We start from the raw sequence: 23,719 nt of genomic DNA, 5'->3' as shown, positions 1-23,719 counted from the left end.
ACCGCGGGGCCGCGGGCCGGGGCTCAGCCCTGGGGCTGGTTGATGTTGACCATCCAGGGGATGCCGAAGCGGTCCGTGCACATGCCGAACACGTCACCCCACATCTGCTTCTCCAGCGGCACGGACACCGAGCCGCCACCGGAGAGCCGCTCCCAGAAGCCCCGCAGCGCGCCCTCGTCCTCGCCGCTGATGCTCACGGCGAAGTTGTTCCCCGGGGCGTACTCCATGCCCGGCGGTGTGTCGGCGCCCATGAGGGTGAAGCCGTCGGTGGTCGTCAGCATGCCGTGCATGATCTTGTCCGAGCCCTCGGCGCCGGGCTGCCCGGCATCGCCGAAGGTGTTGAGGCGCAGTTCCCCGCCGAAGACCTCCTGGTAGAACTCCATCGCCTGCCGGGCGTCCCCGTCGAAACTCAGGTAAGGGTTGAGGAGTGAGGCCATGATGTCCTCCCGGAACGGTGCGAAAGGTCGGCTTCGCGCAGCCTAACGCCGGGCACCGGCCCCCGCGCGGCGGCGAGGGACCGTCGAAAGGGCCGGATCCAGCAGCCGTCAGAATGCGAGCGTTTTCGGTCAAGTCCGGTCACTTGATCGCATCGGGTGAGTGCTTCCGCCTGGTTCGGGCATACGCAGCGAAAACCAGAGAGGGGCGCATTCGTGCTCGTACCGGATCCCAAGGTCGTCAGGCAGCTGCTGACGCGGTATGCCACGCTGCAGATCGCTCAGGCGGAGCGGCATTCGCCGACGGCGGCGCGTGAACTGGAGGACGTCTGCTACACGCTCTGCGTGATGATGGCGACGTCCGGCATCGACGAAGCGGTGGCGCGGGCGGACGCCCTGCTCGTCCGGCGGGCGCCGGAGCCCGGGCCCGGCCGGACCCCCGGGGCGGAGGCGGACGGCGAGAACGACCTGTCCCTGGCCGTCTGACGAACGGCCGCGCAGCCCCCCGCTACGAGCCGCTCGGGATGACGGCGCGCCGCCCGTTGAACGACGAGCGATAGGCGTGGGGAGTGGTGCCCACCACCTTGCGGAACCGCTCACGGAACGCCGTCGGCGAGCCGAAACCGGCCTGCTGGGCGATCCGCTCGACCGTGTAGTCGCTGGTCTCCAGCAGATACTGGGCGCGCCGCACCCGGGCCCGCAGCAGCCACTGCAGTGGTGTGGTGCCCGTCTGCTCGCGGAAACGGCGGCTGAACGTGCGCTCGCTCATCCCGGCGCGCGCCGCCATCGCCCCGAGCGTGACCTCGTGCGCCAGATGGTCCTCGATCCACTCCAGCAGCGGTTCCAGGTCCGACCCGCGCGGCACGGGCGGGTGCTCGTGCACGATGAACTGGGCCTGGCCGCCCTCCCGTTCCAGGGGCATCACCGACATGCGGGCCGCGTTCACGGCCACCGCCGAGCCCAGGTCCCGGCGGATCATGTGCAGGCACATGTCCAGCGCGGCGGCGGCGCCGGCCGAGGTGAGGATCTGGCCGTTGTCGACGTAGAGCACGTCCGGCTCCACGTCGACCAGCGGGAAGGCGCGGGCGAGTTGGCCGGCGGCCACCCAGTGGGTGGTGGCGCGGAGGCCGTCCAGCAGCCCCGCCTCCGCCAGCACGAAGGCGCCCACGCACACCGAGGCGATCCGTGCGCCCGCTCCCGCCGCCTGCCGCAGCGCGGCGAGGACCGCGGGGGAGGGCGGCGGGGCGCCCTCGGCGCGGCCCGGGACGATGACCGTGTCGGCGTCCGCCAGCGCCTCCAGCCCGCGGTCGACGCGCAGGGAGAAGCCGCAGTCCGCGGCCACCTCCGGCCGCTCGGCGCACAGCCGCACCCGGTAGGGGTGCCGGCCGTCGGGCAGCTGCGTCCAGTCGAAGACCTGCATGGGCGCCGCCATGTCGAACGGCACGACGCCATCGAGAACGAGAATCGCCACGGAGTGCATGAACCCCACGATAGGCGGATTCCCGCCACGCCCACGGGCCGGGGCATCCGGGCGGCGACGCGCCGGGGCCGTGGTGGAGCTGTTGGCGGGAATCCGTTGGAACCTGTCGATCCGGCCCCTGGGTGATCAGCCCGCCGGCCTCCTAGCGTGGGCCCGGCACCGCCCCCGATCACACCAAGGAAAGAGCTCCGGTGACCAAGCTTCTGCTGTCCCTCCACGTCCTGGCCGCCATCATCGCCGTCGGTCCCGTGACCGTCGCGGCCAGCATGTTCCCGCCGGCCGTACGCCGGGCCGCCCCGGGGGAGGGCGGCGGATCCGACCGGAGGGCGGTCACCACCGTCGCGCTGCTCCACCGCATCTGCAGGGTCTACGCCCGCGTGGGGATCGCCGTGCCCCTCCTCGGACTCGCCACCGCCCTGGCCATGGGGGTCCTGGGCGACGGCTGGCTCATCGCGTCGATCACCCTGACCGCGGTGGCCGCCGGAACGCTCCTCGCGTTCGTGCTGCCGCGTCAGGACGAACTTGTCGGGCAGGTGAGCGCGGACCGGCCCGTCGACCGGCAGAGTACCGTCCCACTCGCCATGTTCACCGGGGTGTTCAACCTCCTTTGGGCGACCGTCACCGTCCTGATGATCGTCCGCCCCGGCTCCACGACGGGCGCCTGACCGCCCGGATCGCCCACTTCACCCCGAACGGGCGCCTACACTCGGCCTTTGCGACCCCGCAGCGGGGCCGCCGAGCAGAAAGGCACGTTGAGGGTGTTCCAGGATTCCCCCATCTACGACCGACTCATCGCGGAGTGCGGCGACGTGCCCGCACAGGTCCGCCGCGAAGCCGAACGCGTGAGCAGGGAACTGGAGCTGGTCATGCGGCCTCTGCAGTCCCCCGGTTACGGTCCCGGCCTCGACCGGCCGCAGGCCCCGGGCAACGGCTGGCAGCGCACGGCACTGCTGCCGGGACCCAGGCCGCACTGACCCCCGTGCGGTGACGTCCGCTCAGTGCACCGTGGTGCTCGCGCCGTTGAGTTCCGCGGGCTCGTCGGGAATGGGACGGGACAGCCACTCGGCGATGCTCCGCGCGATCGGCTGTTCCGTCTCCACCTCCACGAACCCGAACTGCCCCGACTGATTGCACTCCAGGAACCACCACGTCCCGTCCGCGTCCTCGGCGAAGTCGAAGGCGCCGTAAGCCAGTTCGGCCCGGCGCATATAGGTGCGAACGGCGTCGGCGGTGCGCGCCGGGACCTCGACCGGCTCCCAGGGCGACCCGGGCGCGGTGAAACGCACGTCCACCTCCTGCGGATCCGCGTCCGCGGCCGTGGCCTTGCGGGCCGCCAGCAACCGCTCACCCACCACGGTCAGCCGGATGTCGGCCCGCTTGGCGACCCGCCGCTGCAGCAGCGTCGGGCCGTACGCGACCGCCGAGAAGTCCGTGTCCGGCGCCACCCTGCTGGTGGGGACCGCCCGCGGCGGATCCTGCGGATGCGCCCCCGACACCGGCTTGACCACCAGGTCCGGGAAGCGCTCCGCGAACTCCCGCGCGGCACGCGGGAACGTGGTGATCACCGTGGCCGGCACCGGCAGGCCGCAGCGCTGCGCCAGGCGCAGCTGCCACGGCTTGTGGCGCGCCTGCCGGGCCGCGTCCGGGTGATTCATCCAGCGCGCGTCGCAGCCGCGCAGCATGCCGTACAACGCCTGCGACGCCTCCTCGGACAGCCACGCGGACGGCTGCGGCGCGCGCCCGGCCGGGGTGCCCGGCCGGCGCACCCATACGGACCGCAGCCCGCCGATGCTCACCAGCCGCCCCCCGGCCGACAGATGGCCGCGGAAGCGGCCGTGGACGAACTCGCCGGACAGGGAGACGCCGCCGGTCAGGTCCGCCGGATCGAGGCGCACCACCGGCACGCCGGAGCCGTTCAGATGCACGACCACCATGTCGGCGGTCACATCCTCCTCACAGGTGAGGATCAGCACGGTCATTGTCTACGGTCCGCGTTCAGTCGTCGAAGTGGGTCTTGGAGCCCGCGGTGGACGTCGTCGTCCCCACCTCGCGCAACAGCGCGTGGTCGCAGGCCGCGATCCGCCCGTCACCGAGGACGTTCAACTGCATTCCGGAGTCATACGCGTACGGAGTGGCAACGGCCAACTCAACTGCCGGACGTGCGTAGTTGAGCGCGAACGGTTGCATCGTCTCTCCCTCGTCGGTGCTGCGCCGACCCGCAACGGCCCACTGTGCGCCGCGGCTTGGTCCGCCGACTTCTTTTGGCTTCCAGAGACTTATACGAATCGAACGGGTGGTTGGTTTCCTCACGGAGCGTAGTCATCGGCGGGTTGCCGTCCCGGGCGCCGCGAGGACGCCGGGGGCGGGGCCGCGCCGCAGGAACGACGCATGGTGCGCAGGGCGAGCAACAGGACGCCGATGTCGTCCAGGTAGACCGGGTCGGGCAGCAGATCGGCCGGCAGTACCAGATAGAGGACGGCGCCCCAGAAGACCCAGCGCGGCCCCGTGGGCAGACCCGCCCGCCGCAACTCCCGCCGGGTGCGGACCAGACGGACCAGTACGGCGACGGCGACGGCCAGCACCACGGCCGCGAGGACCGCGGCGACGGTCAGCAGCACGGTGGTCGAATCCACGTCACTGCCCTCCTCCGGACTACCGGAGTGCCGCGGCCCGACCTCGCGGCACAGCCTCCTTCGATCGGATGCCCGCTGACGGCCCCGGTATGACGGCGGGGACCGGCCATGCGCGCACGCGTCCGATGCCCCGTCGTGTCCCGGTGAAACGCCGGATCGGCGCAGGTCATCCCGGTGGAGCAGTCGAGTGGCAGTCACTTGCGGGGGCGCCTAGTAATGGTCATCAGCCTTCCCCATGGAGTCGATCATGACCACTTCCTCCGCCTCACCTCGCCCGAACGAGCCGGTCATACCCCCCGAGGCGGCCGGGGCCCCGCCCCTCGACACGACGGCCGCCGCGACCGGCACCCGGCACCCCGATCCGCCACCGACACCGCCCCTGGCGGTGGGCGGCGCGGATCCGGCGGACCCCGTCCGCCCACGCGATCCGGTCGCCACCGTCGATCTCGTGGACCCCGCCGCACGCCCCGACGCACCCGCGGCCCCGAAGCCGTACGGCGATCCGGTCGGCGACCTCGTGCACGCCGCCGTGGCGGACCGGCCCCTGGAGGAGGTCGTCGACCTCATCACCGCGCTGGAGCGGTCGCCCGAGCACACCAGGGCCGTGGTCGACGCGCTGCGCGCCGCCGGCGTCGACCGGTCGGTGGAGGACGTCACCCGCCTTGTCGCGCTGCTCACCCGTCCGCCCCGCGACGCCGGCAGCGCCGACGAGACGCTCCGCGCGGCGGCGGCGCACCGCTCCGTCGAGGACGTCACGCTCCTGGTGGCCCTGCTGCACAACGAGCCGCTGGCGCCCCACTGCCGCGAGGAGGCGCTGCGCGCCGCCGCGACCGGCCGCTCCGTCGACGAACTGGTCGAGCTGATCGACCGCCTGGCCATGCACCGGCCCCCCGAGCACCTCCTCCGGCCGGAGGCGCCGACGCCCCGGCCGGAGGCCGAGGACGGTCCGGCCCCGCGGGACGAGCGCCGGCCCGGCGGCACCCGCCGGGCCGCCCCGCACGGCGGCTTCCGGGTCGGCCGCCGGCGGCCGGCCGCCCGCGCCGCCGCCCGCCGGAACCGGCCCCCGCGCCGCCGCCCCGGCATCGCCGCCCGGAACCGTACGCCCCGGCCGGCCGCCAGGCCCGCGATCCTGTCGAGCCGGCTCGCCGCCGTGGGCCTCGCCGTGTGCGCGGTGACCCACTTCCCGCTGCAGCGCGACGGGGTCCCCCTCGGCCTGCACGCCTCCGCCGTCGGTCTGTCGGTACTCTGCACGGTGCTGGCGCTGATCCTGGTGGTGCGTCCCGGTGCGGTGGTGCTGACGGGCGCGGTCGTGGTCCCCGCGGTCCTGGCCGGTACCCACGCCTACGGCGGCTCCTACCCGTCGTCCGCCCTCTCCCGCGCGGTGGACCTCGCCCTCGCACCCGCCTGGCTCGCCCTCTCGTCCGCCGTCGCGGCCGCACTGCTGGCACTGGCGGCCCTCGTCGTCCGCGTGGCCTCCCCCCTCCCCGACGCCCGCTGGTCCCCCGGCCACCCCCCGAACCCCACGGGGTGACCCGCCTCAGGAGAGCGAGCGGCGCCTCACCCGACCGCGGGGTACGGACCGGTGACGGAAACCGGACGGTACCCGCGCACGGGAGAGCCGCCGCTCGGCCGCACACACACCGGGGCTCAGTGGTCGGACGGCGTCGGCTCGCGTTCCGGTGTCGGTTCGCCGGGCCGGCGGGTTCTCGGGCCGCCGCTCTTCAGGCGCTCCAGCGTGCGGGTCAGATGCTGGAGCGGGGAGGCGGGAGCCGTCCGGGGCGGGGGCGGCTTCCTGGTGGCCGCCGGGGTGCCGGAGGCCGCCTCCTGGTACGCGGCCAGGGCCTCGTGGGCGCTCTCGGCGGCCTCGCGGTACAGGTCGCGGGACTTCGTCATCGCCTCCAGGGCCTCCGCGTACATGGCCACCAGCGCCCGCTCACGGTCCAGTTCCTCCGCGAGGGTCAGCAGGTGCCAGTCCTCGCGCAACGCCTTCAGCGCGTCCCGCGCACCGTCCGGCAGCGGGCGCGGCAGCGCGTCGAAACGGGTCACCGCGTCGACGAGGCCGGCCGGTTCCGTACCGTCCAGGAACACCGCCCGCACGGCGAACGCGTCCGGCTCGTAGCCCTCCCGGGCCGGAGCGCCCGGCAGCACCACGGCGCCCCCGCGCGGGACCTGCACACCGAGCTCCCGCAGCGCCCAGTTCGCCACCCGGGACTGCTGCGGGGTGGCCCGGTGCTCGACGACCCGGTGCCGCAGCCCCGGCGGCAGCCAGTGCGCCAGCGGCACCCGGCCGCGTTCGTCCGTGGTCATCGCCTCATGGACGACGACATGGACGTGCCACGCGTCACGCGCGCAGTCGCGCAGCAGCCGCCGTACGGCCTTGTCGTCCTCCGGGAGCGGATTGATCTCACCCGGCCGCAGTCCCGTCGCCGCGTCGTGGTTCCAGTCGACGTCCCGCTCCCGCTCCCAGAACATCCCGGCCGGTGACGGCCAGCCCTGGTCCCAGGGCTGCTCCGCCTCCGCGACCAGGATCCAGTCCCGCCCCCCGTCCGTGCCGGGAGCGAGACTCAGCCGGGCGCGCACGGTGACCTCCCCGGCGACCCGCCGCCGGGACTCGAACACCAGGTCGGGAGAGGTGTCGGTGGCCGGGAGTTCGAGGAAGTCGTCGATGTCCCCGCTCTCCTTCAGGCGGCGCAGACCGCGGCGGAGCGTTTCGTCCGTCCTGCTGCCGGTGTGGCGGCCGCGGGCCGACCAGACCGTGGGAGGGAACGTGGCGTGGGCTGTGGGAGAGGTCGGCATGGGTCCAGTGGTGAGCGGGGGCGCGTGCCCTGCCAGTATCGTCGCCGTCGGCCGGTGACCCGACGCGGGGTTCCGCCGTCCGGCGGTCCCCGCCCGCCGCCTACCCGCCCCGCACGGGCCGCATGCGGGACGATCACCCGGCGTGTCGCGCGCGGGGTGTGCGCGGCGCACACACGATGAGGGGCCTTCACCCGTGGCCCCGCCGGTACGCCCCTCACCACAATGGCCGGGCGGGCGGGGCCGGCCCACCATCCGCATCGGGGTCGGGCCCGCCCGCACCACGCCCCGACGAACCGGCCCGCCGGGACGCGGAGGCGCGGACCCTACCAGCGGCCCGCCACCCCTGTCGCATATTCCCCCGGAAAACACCGAAGCTCCCACCTCGGCCGAGCACACACCGTAGCGTCGACGTCACGTTCGCGGTACAGCCGTGCGAGGAGGGGGATCCGGCGTGCCCGGAATCGACGAGAGCCTGCTGGAAGCCATGCGACTGCCCGGGGCGCGCGGAGCCCTCGTGGTCGACTGGATCAGCGGGCTCGCCCTGGGCGCGGTGGGCGAGGCCCCGGGCGACGACGCGGAGGCCACGGCAGCCGAGACCGCCGAACTCGCCCGCCAGGCCATGGAGAGCGGCACCCTCGCACCGGCCGGCGGCGGGCCCGGGACGGCCGGCAAGGAGCGCCCCGTCGAGGACCTGATCCTCACCGGCGCCGACTCCTACCACCTGCTGAGATTCGTCGTGACGACCTTCGACAGCACGGTCTTCCTCTACCTGTGGCTCGACCGCGCCGACGGCAACCTCGCCCTGGCCCGCATACGGCTGGCGGACATGGCGGACCGGCTGGTGCTCGGATGACCACAGCGCCCTGCACCGACGGATCCGCCCCCGACCTGCTCGGCACCCTCGCCGCCGACCACGCCACCGGCGCCCTCTCCACGCGCTCCGGGGTCTTCTACCTCTCGGCGGGACACGTCGTGCACGTCGAGTCCGCCCACAGCCCCGACCTCGGCGACCTGCTCACCCGCAGCGGCGCCCTCGCGCCGGCCGGCTGGTGGGAGGCCGTCCAGCGGGCGGGCGCGGTGCACCGCGTCGGCCGCCAGCTGGTGGACAGCGGACGCCTCACCGCCGGGGCCCTGGAACTGTGCCACCTGGGCGCCCTGTTCGACGCGGCGTACTTCGCGCTCGCCCACGACGGCAGCGCCCTCCGCTTCCGCCCCGGTGTCGCACACTGGTTCGGCGCGGTCCGTCCCGTACCGGTGGCGACGGTGCTGCGCGAATCGCGCCGCCGCCGCGACCTGCTGCACCGCATCTGGCCCGACCCGGCCGTCGACACCGCGCCGCTCACCCGCGCGGCCGGCGCCGACCCCGCCGAACTGCCGCCCCGCCGCGGGCGCACCCTCGCCCTGGTCGACGGCGGCCGCACCGCCGCACAGATCGCCTCGGCCCTCGCCTGCCGAACCTTCCACACCCTCGTCGAACTGCGCCGCCTGGCCGCCGACGGGCTGGTCACCCCCGCGCCACCCCCGCCCGCCACGCCCGTCCACTCCGTCCCCGACACGGGCGGCGCGGCGTGGGACGAGCCCGACACAGCGCTGCTGAGACGGCTCCTGGACGCCTTGGAGGCACTGTGATCCGCGCGCGCCGGCAGCGTGCCGAAAGGAGACTGCTCATGGCCGTCGAGACCGACGTGCTGGACGAACTGCGTCGGCTCCGCACCCGTGTACCCCGGCTCGCAGGCACCCTCGCGGCCACCGTCGACGGACTCGTCCTCGCCCACGACGTGCCCGGCACCGAACCGGAAGGGCTGGCCGCGCTCACCGCCGCCGCGCTCGGTGTCGCCCACCGCATGACGGACGCCGCCGCACGAGGCGACTTCCGCGAACTCCTGGTGCGCGGCAGCCTGGGCTACATCGCGACCTACGCGGCCGGCACCACCGCCGTCCTCACCCTCCTCGCCGACGACCGGGTCAACGTCGGCCGGCTGCACCTGGAGGGACGGCGCAGCGGCGCCCGCATCGCGGAACTGGTGGACACCCACATCGGCCCGGGCGGAGGACGGCACGCCGAGCGGCTCGCGCCCAGGGAACTGCCCGCACCGGCCCAGGACCCGGACCGGCCCATCGGCACCCTCCCGGTGCGGACCCCGCAGCTGCCCGCACACCGCCCCCGGACCCAGCCCGGCGGCTGACCCCGGCTTCTCCCCCCGGCCGGACGCCCGCACAGCACCCGGCGGCCGGCCCGAACCGCTCATTCATGACCGAAAGGACACCACTCATGGCCAACACCGAGACCTCGCTCAAGGAATGCCTCGCCTCCATCGACGGCGCGACGGCCGCCGCGCTCGTCGACTACACCAGCGGCATGGCCCTCGGCACGCTGGGCGGCGGCAAGGACTTCAACCTGGAGGTCGCCGCCGCCGGCAACACCGACGTCGTACGGTCCAAGCTGCGCACGATGGAACACCTGGGGCTGAACGAGGAGATCGAGGACATCCTCATCACCCTGAACAGCCAGTACCACATGATCCGTCTGCTCAAGGGACGCGGCGGCAACGGCCTCTTCCTCTACCTGGTGCTCGACGGGGCCCGGGCCAACCTCGCCATGGCACGGCACCAGCTGCGCCGTATCGAGGCCGAACTGGAGGTCTGAGAAACGGGCCGGGGGCCCCGCACGCCCCCCACGGCGCGCAGGGCCCCCGCTCCGGCCCGGCCGGGCTCAGGCGGCCTCGGGCAGCCAGAGGTCGGGGCCGAAGACCTCGTAGTGGACGGAGCGGGCGGGAACCCCGGCGGCGAGCAGCTCGCCGCGCACGGCGCGCATGAACGGCAGCGGGCCGCACAGGTACACCGTCGCGTCCGCCGGGACGTCGATCCCCTCCAGGCTCATCAGACCACTGCGGGCGTCCGGCTCCTCGGCGCCGGGACGCTCGTACCAGAACACCGCCTCCGCGTCGGGCAGTGCCCCGACGGTCTCGCGGGTCTCGGCGCGCAGGGCGTGCTCGGCGGGCGAACCGTCGGCGTGCAGCACGAGCACCCGCCGGGTCGAGCCGGTGGCCGCCAGCCGGGCGAGCATGCCGAGCATCGGGGTGCAGCCGATACCGGCCGAGACCAGGACCAGCGGGGTGTCCGCCTCGTCGAGCGCGACATCGCCGGCCGGCACGGACAGGGCGAGCTCGTCCCCCGTGCCGATCCGCTCGAACAGCAGGTTGGACACCTCGCCGTCCGGGGCGCCCGCCGCTCCCGCGACCCGCTTGACGGTGATGCGGCGCAGGTCGTCACCCGGGTCGGAGGACAGGCTGTACTGGCGCAGCTGGTCCACCCCGTCGGGCATGCGCAGCCGCACGCTGACGTACTGACCCGCCCGGGCCCGCGGGGCCGGGCGGCCGTCGGCGGGGCGCAGCAGGAACGACACCACGTCGTCCGTCTCCTCATGGCGCTCCACGACCGTCCACGGACGCCAGATGTCGCCCGCCGCCACCCCGGCCTCGTGGTACAGCCGGGCCTCCCGCGCGATGAGCGCGCCGGCCATCAGCCAGTACACCTCGTCCCAGGCCGCCGCCACGTCCGGTGTCACCGCGTCGCCCAGCACCTCGGCGATCGCGCCGAACAGGTACTTGTGCACGATCGTGTACTGGTCGTCGGTGATCCCGACCGCCACGTGCTTGTGGGCGATCCGGGCCAGCAGGGCGTCCGGCCGGCTGTCCGGGTCGTCGAGCAGCGCCTGGGCGAACCCGGCTATGGACCCGGCGAGCGCCCGGCGCTGCGCCCCGCTGGCCTGGTTGCCCCGGTTGAACAGGCCGTCCAGCAGCTCGGGCCGGTCGCGGAACATCGCACCGTAGAAACGCGTGGTGATCTCGTCGAGCGCCCCGGCCACGGCGGGCAGGGTGGCCCGCAGCACTGCGGCGGACTCTTCGGACAGCATGAGGACTCCCAAAGGCGGGATGGAACAAAGGGGTTGGACCGCGGGTCCGGACCGGCGGCAGAACCTGTATAGCAATCCGGAACGCCTGTTCCCGGGGGTAACGGGGCCCTCGGAGGCAACGCGGGACGGTCGACCCGCCGGAAGGGGACCTACGGCCCCGCCGGCGACCGCGGAACAGGGCCGGTCGGCCCATCCGCCCGCGGGCGCCGGACGGCGGTCCCCGCCCGACCCGCCGTCGGGCCGATGCCGTACCGTCGCCTTTACTGGACCGTTACCGGGGGCGCCGGCAGGGAGGCGACCGGGCGGGCGGTGCGTGCGATGGGGACAGGAGGCACACGGGTGAAGGGCTCCGAGCGGGACGACGACCCCCGCGTACGGCTACCTCAACTGAGGCTCGACGAACTGCTGGAGGAGCTCCAGGCCCGTATCGACGCGGCCCGCGGCACCCGCGACCGGGTGCACAGCCTGCTGGAGGCCGTCCTCTCGGTCGGCCGGGAGCTGGAGCTGGAGCAGGTGCTGCACAGCATCGTGGAGGCCGCCGCGGCGGTGGTGGACGCGCGGTACGCGGCCCTCGGCGTGATCGGCCCGGACGGCAGGCGGCTGTCCGCCTTCCACACCGTGGGCGTCAGCGAGGAGGAGATCGCCCGCATCGGCCCCTACCCCGAGGGGCACGGCATCCTCGGCGAACTGATCCGCCACCCGCAGCCGCTGCGGGTGGCGAAACTCTCCGACCACCCCGCCTCGTACGGATTCCCGCCGCACCACCCGCCGATGAACTCCTTCCTCGGCGTCCCCATCCGGGTCCGCGACCAGGTCTTCGGCAACCTGTACCTGACCGAGAAACGGGGCGGGGCGCAGTTCGACGAGGAGGACGAGTCGGTCCTGTCCACCCTCGCCGTCGCCGCCGGTGTCGCCATCGACAACGCCCGCCTCTACGAGGAGTCCCGGCAGCGCGAACGCTGGCTGCGGGCCAACGCCGAGATCACCCACGGCCTGATGTCCGGCAGCGAACGCGGCACGGCACTGCTGCTCATCGCCGAGCGCGCCCGGGAGATCACCGGCGCCGCCCTCGCCGTGGTCGCGGTGCCCATGGCCGGCACCGACTCGCTCACCGTGGAACTGGCCATCGGACAGGGCGCGGACACCCACCGCGGACTCGTCGTGCCCGTCGACGGCAGCCTGCTCGGCCGGGCCTTCACCACGGCCGCCCCGGTCACCAGCCCGGACATCACCAGCGACGACCGGGTCTTCCCCGGCCCGCAGAGCCTCGCGGAGCTCGGTCCGGCCGCCGCCGTGCCCATCGGGTCGGGCGCGAGCGTGCGCGGCATCGTCCTGCTGGCCCGGGCCGCCGACCGCAGCCCGTTCTCCGACAAGGAGATCGAACCGCTGCAGGGGTTCGCCGCGCAGGCGGCCGTGGCGATGGAGCTGGCCGAACGCCGCCGGGACGCCGAGCAGATCGCCGTGCTGGAGGACCGCGACCGCATCGCCCGCGACCTGCACGACCTGGCCATCCAACGGCTCTTCGCCACCGGTATGACCCTCCAGAGCGCCGGCCGGTTCATCGAGCACAAGGAGGCCTCGGAGCGGGTGCTGCGGGCCGTGGACGACCTCGACGAGACCATCAAGATCATCAGGTCCACCATCTTCGGCCTGCGCTCGACCGCCGACGAGGGCCAGGACGGACCCGGCCTGCGCGCCCGCGTCGTCCGGGTGGTCGGCGAGGCCGCGCCCGTGCTGGGCTTCCCCCCGAGCGTGCGGATGGAGGGCCTGATCGACACCCATGTGTCCAAGGAGGCCGCCGACCACCTGGTGGCCGTGCTCTCGGAGGCCCTGACCAACATCGCCCGGCACGCCCGCGCCGACCGCGCGCAGGTGGCCCTGGAGACCGACGGGCGCGAGGTGCGGCTGACGGTCGAGGACAACGGCGTGGGCGTCCCGTCCGGGGGCCGCCGCAGCGGGCTGCGCAACATGGCCGAACGCGCCGGGCAGCTCGGCGGCACGTTCGACGTCGCCGCACCCGCCGGCGGGGGCACCACGCTGCTGTGGCGGGTGCCGGTGGGCGACGAGTAGGACGCCCCGCCGCCCGGTGTGTGCCGCGCACCCGCCGGGGGTACTCGTGGACGGCCTTCGGCGGCGGTGGGAGGAGCGTCGAGTGACGGGCTGGACCTGGCAGTACGAGGGCTACGACCCCGACGGCGCGCGCCTGCGGGAGTCCCTGTGCACCCTCGGCAACGGCTACTTCGCCACCCGGGGAGCGCTGGCGGAGTGCTCCGCGGACGAGGTGCACTACCCGGGGACGTACGCGGCCGGCGTCTACAACCGGCTCACCTCCCGGGTGGCCGGACGGCAGGTCGACAACGAGGACATGGTCAACCTGCCCAACTGGCTCCCGCTGCGCTTCCGCCTGCCGGGGGAAGCCTGGCTCACCCCCGACACGGCGACCGTGCTCGACCACATGGTCACCCTGCACCTGTCCTCCGGGCTGCTGGAGCGCAGAACACGCTACGGCCTCGGCGAGGGGCGGGCGCTCCTCGTGCGCCAGCTCCGCTTCGTGCACATGGCCGACCCCCATCTCGCGGGGCTGCGCACCGAGTTCACCGCCGAGGGGTTCTCCGGCACCCTCGAGACGGAGGCGGCGCTCGACGGGGGTGTCACCAACGCCGGGGTGGCACGGTACGCGGACCTGGACGGCGGGCATCTGACCGATCTGCTCACCGGTACGACCGCCGCGGACCGGGTGTGGCTGTGCTGCCGCACCCGCACCTCCGACGTGCGGATCGCCCTCGCCGCCCGCCTGACCTCACCGGCGCCCGTCACGATCCGGCACGACCGCCCCCGCGCCGTCCAGACGACCCCGCTGGACCTGGCCGACGGGCACACCGTCACCGTCGACAAGCTCGTCGCCCTGCACACCTCCCGCGACCCGGCGATCAGCGATCCGCTGCACGCGGCCGTCGACCGGGTGAGCCGGGCGGGCGGCTTCGACGAGCTGCTGGGGCCGCACCTGACGGCCTGGGAGCAGCTGTGGCGCCGGGCCGACCTGGACGTGGCCGACGAGGCCGGGCGCATCCTGCGGCTGCACCTCTTCCACGTCCTGCAGACCCTGTCCCCGCACACCGCGGACCTCGACGTCGGGGTCCCGGCCCGGGGACTGCACGGCGAGGCCTACCGGGGGCACGTCTTCTGGGACGAGCTGTTCGTCCTGCCGTACCTGAACCTGCACTTCCCGGAGGTCTCCCGCGCGCTGCTGCACTACCGGCACCGGCGTCTGGAACGTGCCCGCACCGCCGCGCACGACGCGGGGCGCAGGGGTGCGATGTACCCGTGGCAGAGCGGCAGCGACGGACGGGAGGAGACCCAGCAGCTGCACCTCAATCCCCGCTCGGGCCGCTGGCTGCCCGACCACTCCCACCTCCAGCACCACGTGGGCTCGGCCATCGCCTACAACGTGTGGCAGTACTGCGAGGCCAGTGCTGACGAGGAGTTCCTGCACACCAAGGGCGCCGAGACGCTGCTGCAGATCTCCCGCTTCTGGGCGGACTCGGCGGGCTTCGACGAGGGGCTGGGCCGCTACCGCGTCAAGGGCGTCGTCGGCCCCGACGAGTACCACGACGCCTACCCGGACGCCCGTGAACCGGGCCTGGACGACAACGCGTACACCAATGTCACGGCCGCCTGGGTGCTCACCCGCACCCTGGAGGTGCTGCGCGGGCTGCCCGAGCCGAGGCGCCGGGAGCTGGCCGAGCGGACCGGACTGGACGAGGGCGAGCTGGAGGAGTGGGAGGAGATCTCCCGCACGCTGCACGTCCCCTTCCACGACGGTGTCATCAGCCAGTTCGAGGGCTACGGCGAACTGGCCGAGCTCGACTGGCGGGGCTACCGGCGGCGGTACGGCGACATCCGGCGCCTGGACCGGATCCTGGAGGCCGAGGGCGACAGCGTCAACCGCTACCAGGCGTCCAAGCAGGCGGACGTGCTGATGCTGGGGTACCTCTTCTCGCCCGCCGAACTCCAGGGCGTCTTCCACCGGCTGGGGCTGAGCCTGGACGAACGGACCTGGCGGCGCACGGTCGACCACTACCTGCACCGCACCAGTCACGGCTCCACCCTCAGCGGTCTGGTCCACGGCTGGGTCCTGGCCCGGGCCCGCCGCGCGGACGCCTGGAAGTTCTGCCAGGAGGCCCTCCAGGCGGACATCGCCGACATCCAGGGCGGCACCACCTCGGAGGGCATCCACCTCGGTGCCATGGCCGGCACCCTCGATCTGGTGCAGCGCGGACTGACCGGTCTCGAGACCCGCGGCGGAGCGCTGTGGCTCGACCCGGTGCCCCTGCCGGAGCTGTCCTCCTACGGCTTCACCCTGCGCTATCACGGCCACTGGGGTGTGCGGCTGCGGCTGGAGCACGGCCTGCTGGAGATCACCGTCCCCTCGTCGGGCCGCTCCCCGATCGAGGTGCACCTCCCGGACCGCCGCACGGTCCGCGTCGAGCCGGGCGAAACCGGCCGCCTGCTCCTCCCCGACTGACCGCCACCGCGGGCCTCCCGGCGGCGGACACCGAGCGGGACGCCCCGCCCCCCGCTCACCCGCCCGCGGGACGCCGGTGAGCTCTCCGCCCCCACCGCCGGCAGCGCGCGGCATGCCACCCTCCAGGGCCCCGGCCCCACCACGAGCCGACTGCGCGGACCGACCGGGCGGAGGTGAGGGGCCGTCGGCCCCCCTTACGGCCGCGGCATACAGCCGTCGGGGCCGGGCCCGTGGGTGACGGGCTGTCGCTCTGGCCGAGGCGGGTGCGAGCCGGCTGGGCGGGCCGGCCGGGCGGGGTGAGGGGGCGTGAGCGACCCTTGCCCCCGTCGGCCTTCACGGCCGGCCGGCCGCGGCGTACCGCCGCCGGGGCCGTCGAGCCGAGTCCGTCGGATGGGGGCCGTCGTTCCGGTCGGGGCCCGATGCGAGTCGGCTGGGCGGGGTGAGGGTCCCGCGAGCTGTCCATGCCGCCGTCGGGGCCGTGTCCATGGGCGAGGGTCCGGCGCGAGCGGGCGTGGGTAGGGGTCGTGGATGGCCCTTGCGTTTGTCGGGCCGTACGGCCGGCCGGGCGCGGCGTGGGGTCTTCGGGGGCCGTCGGGGTCGTGTCCGGCGACGCGGGCTGTCGTTCCGGCGGGAGCGCCCGGTGCGTGCCGGGGGCCTGAGTCACCCTTGCCCCCGTCGGCCGGCGCCGGCGGGTGGGCGCGGTGTGCCGTCCTCCGGGGTCGTCGGGGCCCAGTCCGGCTTCCGGCCGGGGTCCGGCGTGAGGCGGCGGTGCGGGCCGGGTGGGGCTGGGGGAGTCACCCTTGCCCCACCCGGCCCGCACCGCCGGTCAGGCGCTACGCGCCGCTCTCCCGCAGCATGTCCTCGCGCTCGACGATCTTCACGCGCTCGCGGCCCTGGGGCTCGCCCAGTGCCTTCTCCGCGGCGTCCAGGCGGTACCAGCCGTCCCACGTGGTGAAGCGGATCCCGCGCTCGGTGAGGAACGCGTCCACCGCCTCCGGGGCCGGCGACCCGGGCGTCAGCAGCCGCCCGCCCGCGTGGTCCTCCAGCAGGTTCGCCACGGTCTCGTTGGCGTCGCCCTTGGTGTGGCCGATCAGACCCACCGGACCGCGCCGGATCCAGCCGGTGACGTAGGTGGACGGCAGGTGCTCGCCGGTCTCCTGAAGGACCCGGCCGCCCTGGTCCGGGACCGTGCCGGAGTCGAGGTCCCAGGGCAGCTTGGGCAGCTTGTCGGAGAGGTAGCCGACGGCCCGGTAGACCGCGTCGACGTCCCAGTCCTTGAACTCGCCGGTGCCCTTGACGTTGCCGGTGCCGTCGAGCTCGGTGCGCTCGGTGCGCAGGCCGACGACCTTGCCGTCCTCGCCGAGGATCTCGGAGGGCGACTCGAAGAAGTGCAGGAACAGCTTGTGCGGACGGTCGCCGACGTCACGGATCGCCCAGTTCTCCAGCGTCTTGGCGACCATGTCGGCCTGCTTGTTGCCGCGCCGGGTGGCGATCGAGCCGTCGTCGTAGTCGATGTCCTCGGGGTCGACGATGACCTCGATGTTGGGGGAGTGGTCCAGCTCCCGCAGCTCCATCGGGCTGAACTTCGCCTGCGCCGGGCCGCGGCGCCCGAACACGTGCACCTCCAGGGCCTTGTTGCGCTTCAGCCCCTCGTACACGTTCGGCGGGATCTCCGTCGGCAGCAGCTCGTCGGCCGTCTTGGCGAGGACCCGGGCGATGTCGAGGGCGACGTTGCCGACGCCGAGCACGGCGACCTTCTCGGCCTCCAGGGGCCAGGTGCGCGGAACGTCGGGGTGGCCGTCGTACCAGGACACGAAGTCCGCGGCCCCGTAGGAGCCGTCGAGGTCGATGCCCGGGATCGGCAGCGCGCGGTCGGCCATGGCGCCGGTGGCGAAGATCACACCGTCGTAGAACGTGCGCAGATCGTCGAGGTGGAGGTCGGTGCCGTAGTCCACATTGCCGAACAGGCGGACCTGCGGCTTGTCGAGCACCTGGTGCAGGGCCGTGATGATGCCCTTGATCCGCGGGTGGTCGGGTGCGACGCCGTAACGGATCAGTCCGAACGGCGCGGGCATCCGCTCGAAGATGTCGATGGACACGCCCGGTTCGGCGGCCACGTCGGACTTGAGCAGGGCGTCGGCGGCGTAGATCCCGGCGGGGCCGGATCCGACGATGGCTACCCGCAGGGGGCGGGGCATGGTCAGGTTCCCTTCGAGCGATGACAGGCGTCTCGTGGGAAGCCTAAACTAAGGCATGCCTTACCTGGTACGCGGGTCCGGTCTATGGGGTCATAAGCCCCCCTTATGGCCACTCCCCAGGTGACCTTATGGCTCAGGGGTCTCAGGAGCCTCCGGGGCCTCGAGCGGCTCAGGGGATGGGCTGCTCCGCCCAGATGACCTTCCCGGCCGGCAGATAGCGGGTGCCCCAGCGTTCGGCGAGCTGGGCGACCAGGAACAGCCCCCGGCCGCCCTCGTCCGTCATGGTCGCGTACCGCAGATGGGGCGAGGTGCTGCTGCTGTCGTAGACCTCGCAGATCAGATTGCGGTCGTGCAGCATACGCACCTGGATCGGGCTGCCGCCGTAGCGCAGCGCGTTGGTGACCAGCTCGCTCAGGATCAGCTCGGTGCCGAACGTCAGCTCCTCCAGCCCCCACTCGGCCAGCTTCCGGGTGACCGCCGCCCGCACCTCGCCGACGGCCGCCGGGTCCGAGGGCACCGGCCACTCGGCGATCCGGTCGGCCGGCAGCGCCCGGGTCCGCGCCACGATCAGGGCGATGTCGTCCGCGGCCCTGGCCGGACGCCGGGACTCCAGGACGGTCCTGCAGGTGTCCTCGGGGCTGTCCCCCGAGCGGGCCAGCGCCTCGCGCAGCTGCTCCAGGCCGACGTCGATGTCGTGCTCCCGGTCCTCGACCAGGCCGTCGGTGTAGAGGACCAGCCGGCTGCCCTCCGGCAGCTCCAGGTCGGCCGACTCGAAGGGCAGACCGCCGAGCCCCAGCGGGGGACCGGCCGGCACCTCCGGGAACTCCACGCTGCGGTCCGGCCGGACCAGGGCCGGCGGGGGATGGCCCGCACGGGCGACGGTGCAGCGCCGCGAGACCGGGTCGTACACCGCGTACAGACAGGTCGCCCCGGTCACCAGGGCGCTGTGCTCGTCCTGCGCCTCGTCCTGGTCGATGCGGCCGACCAGCTCGTCGAGCAGACCGAGCAGCTCCCCGGGCGGCAGGTCCAGCGCGGAGAAGTTGTGCACCGCCGTGCGCAGCCGCCCCATGGTGGCCGCCGCGTGCAGACCGTGCCCGACGACGTCGCCGACCACCAGCGCGACCCGCGCACCGGACAGCGGCAGCACGTCGAACCAGTCGCCGCCCACCCCGGCCTGCGCCGGGAGGTAGCGGTAGGCGATCTCCAGGGCGCTCTGCTCGGGCAGGGTGCGCGGCAGCAGGCTCTGCTGGAGCGTCACCGCCATGTTGTGCTCACGCGTGTAGCGGCGGGCGTTGTCGATGGAGACCGCCGCCCGGGCCACCAGTTCCTCCGCCAGGGCCAGCTCGTCGTCGTCGAACGGCTCCGGCTTCCCCGAACGCCAGAAGCTGACCACGCCCAGCACCAGCGCCCCGGCCCGCAGCGGCACCGTGATCAGCGAGTGGATGCCGTACTCCACGACCTGCCCGGAACGCTCCTTGTCCTGCGCCTGCCAGCCCGGCGCCTCGCCCAGCCGGGGTTCCAGGACCGGCCGGCCGGTGGCGAGGCTCTGGCCCTGCGGGGATGACGCGACGAAGCGGATCTTCTCGCCCCTGGGGTACAGCGGAGCGTCCCCGGCGATGCCCGTCACGGCCGTGCGCCGCAGCGCGCCGCCCGCTTCCGGGTGGCCGCCGGCCAGCACCGGCTCGAACAGGTCCACCGTGACGAAGTCGGCGAACCGCGGCACGGCCAGCTCGGTGAGCTCCTCGGCCGTGCGGGTGACGTCCAGGCTGGTGCCGATGCCCACCCCGGCGTCGTACAGCATGTTGAGCTGCTCGCGGGAGGCCTCGGCCCGGCCGGACAGGGCCCGCAGCTCGGTGGAGTCGCGGACCGTGGCGACACTGCCGGGCGGTCCGCCCGCGCGGTCGGTGGGCCGCTGGTTGAGCGCCAGCAGCCGGCCGCCCACCCGGTGCACCTCGTCCGTGGCCACCCGGCCCGAGACCAGCAGGTCCGCGGTGCCCGGGTCCAGTCCGACGTCCAGTACGTGCCGGCCCTCGGCGTCCCCGGGAAGGCTGAACAGCCGGTGCGCCTCGTCGTTGGCGAGCATCAGGGTGCCGTCGCCGTCCACGATGAGCACCCCTTCGCGCACCGCGTGCAGCACCGCGTCGTGGTGTTCGTACATCCGGGTCATCTCGTGCGGGCCCAGGCCGTGGGTCTGGCGCAGCAGCCGTCTGCTGACCAGGGCGGCGCCCCCGGTGGCCAGGGCGAGCGCGGCGAGCGCCGCGCTCAGCACGAGCGGCAGCTGGTCCTCCGCGGCCCCGCCCACGTTCTCGGTCGTGATGCCCGCCGAGACGAGCCCCACCACCGTGCCGTCGGCGTCCTTGACCGGCACCACCGCCTGCACCAGCTCCCCGATGGTGCCCTCGATCTCCTCCACGACCGGCTCACCGGCGAGCGCCGGCTCGATGGTGCCGACGAACTGCTTGCCGATGCGGTCCGTCCTGGGATGCGTGTAGCGGATGCCGTCGGTGTTCATGACGACGACGAAGTCGACGTCGGCCAGTTCCCGCGCCGCCTCGGCGCGCGGCTGGAGCACGGCCGTGGGATCGGGGGACTCCAGCGCCTCGACCAGACCCGGCGCGCTGGCGAAGGTCTCGGCGACGGCGAGCGAGCGGTTACGGGCCTCCTGCGTGCTGTCCCGCTGCACCTGGAGCACCAGGGCCACCACGGCGGCCGCGACCAGCAGCAGCACGATCACCAAATGCAGCACGAACACCTGTCCGGCGACGCTGCGCCCGCTCAGCACCGACCGCAGTCCCGCCGCCGGATGCCACCCGGAGCGGCCGCCCCGCTGCTGCCGGTGCCGCGCCGACGCCGCGGCACCGGGCCGCTGGGGCGACCGGGTCTGGGATCGACCCCTGAGTCGGACCATGTGCCATGTCTACACTGCCGCGCCACGCGGGGCGAGGGGCGCACCCACCCGACCGGCGGGTAGGCGGCGCCGTGCGGGTTTCGCGGGTCGCGCGCGGCCTTCCCCCTCGGCCGCGCGCGACCCTCCCCCGGCGCGCGACTCGTCCCCCGAAGGTCGCGCGCGTTCCCGGCCGGGCCGCTCGCTTCGGGAGCGGCCCGGGCTTCAGTCGGCCAGTGCGCGGGCCAGTTCCGTGGTGGCCCGGGCGATCTCGGTGTCCGGCTCGTCGAGCAGCCGGTCCAGGTCGCCGCGCCGGGCGCGCACCGCCTGGCGGGCGGCCCGCTCCCACACCACCGGGTTCTCGCGCCGGCTGAGCAGCTTGGGATACGCGGCGGCGGTGCTCTCCCACTGCCGGGCGTCGGCGATGGCCTTGAGGAGCTGGATGATCCGGGCCCGGCAGGTGACGTGGGGGAGCTGGGCCAGCTCCCAGAGGAAGGGGACCGTGGCCGCGGTCGCCTGTTCCGTGACGAAGCCGTACTGGCAGATCCGTTTCCGCAGATCCTCCAGGGCGGCCAGGGCCGTGGCCGGGTCCCCCCAGGCGATGCCGTTGAGCAGCAGGGGGATGGCGGCCGCCGATCCGGTGGAGTCCTGCATCTCGGCCCACGGCACGCGGGACACCGCCGTGAGGGGCGTGGTCCGTGCCACTCCGGTGGGGGACGTGTGGCGCACAGGGCGCTCGCTGCTCGGCTGCTGTGTCGAAGCGCTGCGCATGGCGTGGGTGCCTTTCCGCGGCAGTCGTGTCAGATGGGCGGGTGGGTGGACAACCGGGCCCACACCGTCTTGCCGGCCGGGGCCGCGGGGGTCCAGCCCCACGTCTCGGACAGCGCGTCGACGATGTGCAGCCCCCGGCCGTGCTCCTGGAGACCGGAGCCGGGAGCGGGAGCGGGGACGGGCGGGTGGTCGTCGGGGTCGGAGACGGTGAGCAGCACGTGTGCCGGTTCCAGCCGGAACCCCAGCCGGACGTCCGGCACGTCCGCGCACCGCGGTGCCGCATGGGTGACGGCGTTGGCGGCGAGCTCGGTCATCACCAGCGTGGCGTCGTCGCAGCGGTGGCCGAGCGACCAGGCGCACAGGGTGTCCCGGGTGAAGGACCGCGCGCGGGCGAGGCCCTCCCGGCTGCACGGGATGCGCAGCGCCACCGGGGCGGACGCCGCGCGGACCGTCTCCGGCTCCGGACGGGGGGCCTCGTACGGCATCGCGGGGAACGGGGTGTGGGGGGAGGGCGGGACCGTGCCGGGGCCGCCCGCCCGTGCCGCCGCCGCGGTCGGCGGCCGGAGCACGGGTAACGCAGGTGATGACACGGCATCTCCTCGATGCGACGTCAGGACTGGGCGTCTACACGGAGGTTGACGCCACGGCTATTATCCACGCTGACAGCGCTCGCGTGCAATTGCACGAGAAATTGCGCGAGATTTTTCGCCATGCGCGGAGGGTAGCCGGGCGCGGGGAACGCGGACAGCAGGGAGACAGCGGTGCCAGGAGTGCGGAACGGAGTGCGGGCCAGCCAGTTGGACGCCCGCTGGATCAAGAGCCGGCACAGCAATGCCGAGGGCAACTGTGTCGAGGTGGCCCCGCTGACCGGCGGCGGCGTCGCGATGCGCAACTCCCGTGACCCCGACGGTCCCGCCCTCGTCTACACGGCCGCGGAGCTGGCGGCCTTCCTGGCCGGCGCGAAGGACGGCGAGTTCGACCACCTCGTCTGAGGACTTCCGGGAAGCCGGTGCCGGCCGCCCCGGGGCGGCGCCGGTGAAACGGAGTTCAACCACCTACTTCCGCGGGACTTCCCCGCGCCGATGCGGTGAGGCACTGTCAGATGCGATAGTGTGAATCGCCCTTGTGCCGGTCTGCTGGGAGTCAGGATGTCCGCCGCGTCGCATCGAATCTCCCGTCTGGAACCCTATCTGGACAGGTCCGAGCCCGCGCCGACCCTGCTGAAGATGCTGGTCGGCGTACAGCTGGCAGGCTTCCGGGAGGACGCCGGGCTGTCCCAGGACCAGGCTGCGCGCTCCGTCGGCTTCAGCGGGGCGAAGCTGTCCCGCATCGAGTCCGGCAAGAGCCGCCGCCCGCCCACCGAGAGCGATGTCCGGGCGCTGCTGACGCTGTACGGCACGGACGGCTACGAAGCCTCGGTGCTGCTGAAACTGCTGCGGCGGGCCGGAGAGCCGGGCTGGTGGCAGCGGTACGACAAGCGGCTGATGCCCGAGTGGTTCGACCGCCTGGTCGGTCTCCAGGAGGCCGCCGCCACCATCCGCACCTTCGAGATCCAGTACGTCCCCGGACTGCTGCAGACCGCCGCCTACACGCGCGCCGTGGTCGAGCGGGGCCTGCCCAACGCCCCGGCGGGCGAGGTGCAGCGGCGGGTCGAACTGCGCATGCGCCGCGCCGACCTGCTGCGGCGTGAGGCGGCGCCGCAGCTGTGGGCCGTCATCGACGAGTCGGTCCTCCTGCGCGTGCTGGGCTCCAAGGCGGTGATGCGCGAGCAGCTCGAGCACCTGGTGACGACGGCCGAGCGGCCCAATGTGACGGTGCAGATCGTGCCGCTGGACGTGACCAACGCGTCGGCCCCCGCCATCCCGGTGACCTATCTGCGCTTCGGCGGGCTCGACCTGCCCGACGTGGTCTACCTGGAGCACATCAGAAGCGCCAACTTCCTCGAGGACCGCGACGAGACGGAGGAGTACCGGATCGCGCTGGACCGTCTCGCCGACGAGGCGCTCAAGCCCCGTGACTCCCTGGAGCTGCTGCGCAGGACGATCGAGGAGCGCTACGCCACCCCGTAGCACCGGCCGGAGC

Annotated in this window: 23 protein-coding genes; 12 read left to right on the top strand and 11 right to left on the bottom strand. The window is 73.7% G+C overall.

Going from position 1 to position 23,719, the window contains the following annotated elements:
- Positions 1-23: 23 nt before the first annotated feature.
- A complete protein-coding gene (locus ACZ434_RS12485) occupies positions 24-437 on the bottom strand; it encodes a VOC family protein (protein ID WP_468454685.1) in 414 nt (137 codons plus the stop codon).
- Between the two features lie 213 nt (positions 438-650).
- Between ACZ434_RS12485 and ACZ434_RS12480 the strand changes: the two genes are divergently transcribed.
- Positions 651-920 carry a DUF5133 domain-containing protein gene (locus ACZ434_RS12480; protein WP_468454683.1) on the top strand — a complete coding sequence of 90 codons (270 nt, stop codon included), beginning with the start codon at positions 651-653 and terminating at the stop codon, positions 918-920.
- 22 nt (positions 921-942) lie between these two features.
- Here the strand turns inward: ACZ434_RS12480 and ACZ434_RS12475 are convergent, their stop codons facing one another.
- Positions 943-1,914, bottom strand: a complete 972-nt coding sequence (locus ACZ434_RS12475) for a GlxA family transcriptional regulator (RefSeq protein ID WP_468454681.1) — start codon at positions 1,912-1,914, stop codon at positions 943-945.
- Between the two features lie 191 nt (positions 1,915-2,105).
- On the opposite strand from ACZ434_RS12475, the gene ACZ434_RS12470 reads away from it, so the two are divergent.
- A complete protein-coding gene (locus ACZ434_RS12470) occupies positions 2,106-2,579 on the top strand; it encodes a hypothetical protein (protein WP_468454679.1) in 474 nt (157 codons plus the stop codon).
- A 93-nt stretch (positions 2,580-2,672) separates the two neighbouring features.
- Positions 2,673-2,888, top strand: coding sequence for a hypothetical protein (locus ACZ434_RS12465; protein WP_468455294.1), 216 nt, complete (start codon positions 2,673-2,675; stop codon positions 2,886-2,888).
- Positions 2,889-2,909: 21 nt separating this feature from the next.
- Here ACZ434_RS12465 and tgmB read toward each other — a convergent pair whose 3' ends face one another.
- From tgmB to ACZ434_RS12450, 3 genes are all read right to left on the bottom strand, one after another.
- Entirely contained in the window at positions 2,910-3,893 is a 984-nt protein-coding gene (gene tgmB / locus ACZ434_RS12460; protein WP_468454677.1) for an ATP-grasp ribosomal peptide maturase, read from the bottom strand.
- 16 nt (positions 3,894-3,909) lie between these two features.
- Complete coding sequence (gene tgmA, locus ACZ434_RS12455) at positions 3,910-4,101, bottom strand: putative ATP-grasp-modified RiPP (protein ID WP_149548982.1); 192 nt, start codon at positions 4,099-4,101, stop codon at positions 3,910-3,912.
- A gap of 119 nt (positions 4,102-4,220) precedes the next feature.
- A complete protein-coding gene (locus ACZ434_RS12450) occupies positions 4,221-4,547 on the bottom strand; it encodes a YkvA family protein (RefSeq protein ID WP_468454674.1) in 327 nt (108 codons plus the stop codon).
- A 247-nt stretch (positions 4,548-4,794) separates the two neighbouring features.
- Here ACZ434_RS12450 and ACZ434_RS12445 point away from each other — a divergent pair, with 247 nt between their 5' ends.
- The gene (locus tag ACZ434_RS12445; protein ID WP_468454672.1) at positions 4,795-6,078 is read left to right on the top strand and encodes a hypothetical protein; all 1,284 of its coding nucleotides are present in this window, start codon (positions 4,795-4,797) and stop codon (positions 6,076-6,078) included.
- A 116-nt stretch (positions 6,079-6,194) separates the two neighbouring features.
- Here the strand turns inward: ACZ434_RS12445 and ACZ434_RS12440 are convergent, their stop codons facing one another.
- Complete coding sequence (locus ACZ434_RS12440; RefSeq protein WP_468454670.1) at positions 6,195-7,343, bottom strand: hypothetical protein; 1,149 nt, start codon at positions 7,341-7,343, stop codon at positions 6,195-6,197.
- A 451-nt stretch (positions 7,344-7,794) separates the two neighbouring features.
- Between ACZ434_RS12440 and ACZ434_RS12435 the strand changes: the two genes are divergently transcribed.
- From ACZ434_RS12435 to ACZ434_RS12420, 4 genes are all read left to right on the top strand, one after another.
- Positions 7,795-8,196: a hypothetical protein gene (locus ACZ434_RS12435; RefSeq protein ID WP_468454668.1), complete on the top strand. Its 402-nt coding sequence runs from the start codon at positions 7,795-7,797 to the stop codon at positions 8,194-8,196.
- Complete coding sequence (locus ACZ434_RS12430; protein ID WP_468454666.1) at positions 8,193-8,972, top strand: hypothetical protein; 780 nt, start codon at positions 8,193-8,195, stop codon at positions 8,970-8,972. The genes ACZ434_RS12435 and ACZ434_RS12430 overlap by 4 nt, the downstream gene beginning before the upstream one ends.
- A 38-nt stretch (positions 8,973-9,010) precedes the next feature.
- Positions 9,011-9,529, top strand: coding sequence for a roadblock/LC7 domain-containing protein (locus tag ACZ434_RS12425; protein WP_468454664.1), 519 nt, complete (start codon positions 9,011-9,013; stop codon positions 9,527-9,529).
- Between the two features lie 86 nt (positions 9,530-9,615).
- Complete coding sequence (locus ACZ434_RS12420) at positions 9,616-9,990, top strand: roadblock/LC7 domain-containing protein (protein WP_468454662.1); 375 nt, start codon at positions 9,616-9,618, stop codon at positions 9,988-9,990.
- A 66-nt stretch (positions 9,991-10,056) separates the two neighbouring features.
- On the opposite strand, the gene ACZ434_RS12415 is transcribed toward ACZ434_RS12420, so the two are convergent.
- Positions 10,057-11,259 carry a globin domain-containing protein gene (locus ACZ434_RS12415; protein WP_468454660.1) on the bottom strand — a complete coding sequence of 401 codons (1,203 nt, stop codon included), beginning with the start codon at positions 11,257-11,259 and terminating at the stop codon, positions 10,057-10,059.
- A 318-nt stretch (positions 11,260-11,577) separates the two neighbouring features.
- On the opposite strand from ACZ434_RS12415, the gene ACZ434_RS12410 reads away from it, so the two are divergent.
- Positions 11,578-13,329, top strand: a complete 1,752-nt coding sequence (locus ACZ434_RS12410) for a sensor histidine kinase (RefSeq protein WP_468454658.1) — start codon at positions 11,578-11,580, stop codon at positions 13,327-13,329.
- A gap of 82 nt (positions 13,330-13,411) precedes the next feature.
- A complete protein-coding gene (locus tag ACZ434_RS12405; RefSeq protein ID WP_468454656.1) occupies positions 13,412-15,784 on the top strand; it encodes a glycoside hydrolase family 65 protein in 2,373 nt (790 codons plus the stop codon).
- A gap of 833 nt (positions 15,785-16,617) precedes the next feature.
- Here the strand turns inward: ACZ434_RS12405 and ACZ434_RS12400 are convergent.
- The 4 genes from ACZ434_RS12400 to ACZ434_RS12385 form a co-directional block, all read right to left on the bottom strand.
- Positions 16,618-17,982 (bottom strand): FAD-dependent oxidoreductase, encoded by a 1,365-nt coding sequence (locus ACZ434_RS12400; protein WP_468454654.1) that lies wholly within the window; start codon positions 17,980-17,982, stop codon positions 16,618-16,620.
- Between the two features lie 169 nt (positions 17,983-18,151).
- A complete protein-coding gene (locus tag ACZ434_RS12395; RefSeq protein WP_468454652.1) occupies positions 18,152-20,890 on the bottom strand; it encodes a SpoIIE family protein phosphatase in 2,739 nt (912 codons plus the stop codon).
- Between the two features lie 201 nt (positions 20,891-21,091).
- Positions 21,092-21,637 (bottom strand): hypothetical protein, encoded by a 546-nt coding sequence (locus tag ACZ434_RS12390; protein WP_468454650.1) that lies wholly within the window; start codon positions 21,635-21,637, stop codon positions 21,092-21,094.
- Positions 21,638-21,666: 29 nt separating this feature from the next.
- On the bottom strand, positions 21,667-22,251 hold the full coding sequence (locus ACZ434_RS12385; RefSeq protein ID WP_468455292.1) for an ATP-binding protein: 585 nt from the start codon (positions 22,249-22,251) through the stop codon (positions 21,667-21,669).
- Between the two features lie 147 nt (positions 22,252-22,398).
- Here ACZ434_RS12385 and ACZ434_RS12380 point away from each other — a divergent pair, with 147 nt between their 5' ends.
- Positions 22,399-22,629 (top strand): DUF397 domain-containing protein, encoded by a 231-nt coding sequence (locus ACZ434_RS12380; RefSeq protein WP_468454648.1) that lies wholly within the window; start codon positions 22,399-22,401, stop codon positions 22,627-22,629.
- Between the two features lie 156 nt (positions 22,630-22,785).
- Positions 22,786-23,706, top strand: a complete 921-nt coding sequence (locus tag ACZ434_RS12375) for a helix-turn-helix domain-containing protein (protein WP_468454646.1) — start codon at positions 22,786-22,788, stop codon at positions 23,704-23,706.
- Positions 23,707-23,719 lie beyond the last annotated feature (13 nt).

This window comes from Streptomyces sp. NPDC030893 (genome assembly GCF_055571535.1).
Note: the sequence above shows the minus strand (reverse complement) of the source record. Positions and strands in the feature narration are given on the sequence as shown.